The 399-nt window shown below is 60.9% G+C and carries 1 protein-coding gene; it reads left to right on the top strand.

Features of this window, described 5'->3' with window-relative positions:
- Positions 1-399 (top strand): integrase core domain-containing protein (locus DT057_RS35250; protein WP_162501637.1); only part of this gene is annotated, 399 nt, incomplete at both ends.

Genomic DNA, 399 nt, shown 5'->3' with positions numbered 1-399 from the left:
GGGTCACCCACCTGCTGACCGACCGCGGATCCTGCTTCACGGCTGATGCCTTCGAAGCGGCGTGCCGGCGCTACGAGATCGAGCACCGCAAGACGAGACCCTATACCCCAAAAACCAACGGCATGGTAGAGCGCTTCAATGGCCGGGTACAACGCGAGGTGCTCGGCATTACGATCTACAGCCATCAGGATCTGGAAATCCTGCTGGCGGGCTTCAACGTGGCCTACAATGGTCGTCGACAGCGTGCCCTGAAAGGTCTCTCGCCCGAGATGGTCCTGCGCCAACGTCTGAAGGACAAACCTGCCCTGGCTCGCGCAACAGCCAAGCAGGCCGATCCAGCCGCTCTGGAGCGAGCGCTCAAGGTTGTTGCCGATGTCAAGGAGGTCTCACAACCAGACA

This window comes from Methylobacterium crusticola, from assembly GCF_003574465.1.
Taxonomy (GTDB): domain Bacteria; phylum Pseudomonadota; class Alphaproteobacteria; order Rhizobiales; family Beijerinckiaceae; genus Methylobacterium; species Methylobacterium crusticola.
Note: the sequence above shows the minus strand (reverse complement) of the source record. Positions and strands in the feature narration are given on the sequence as shown.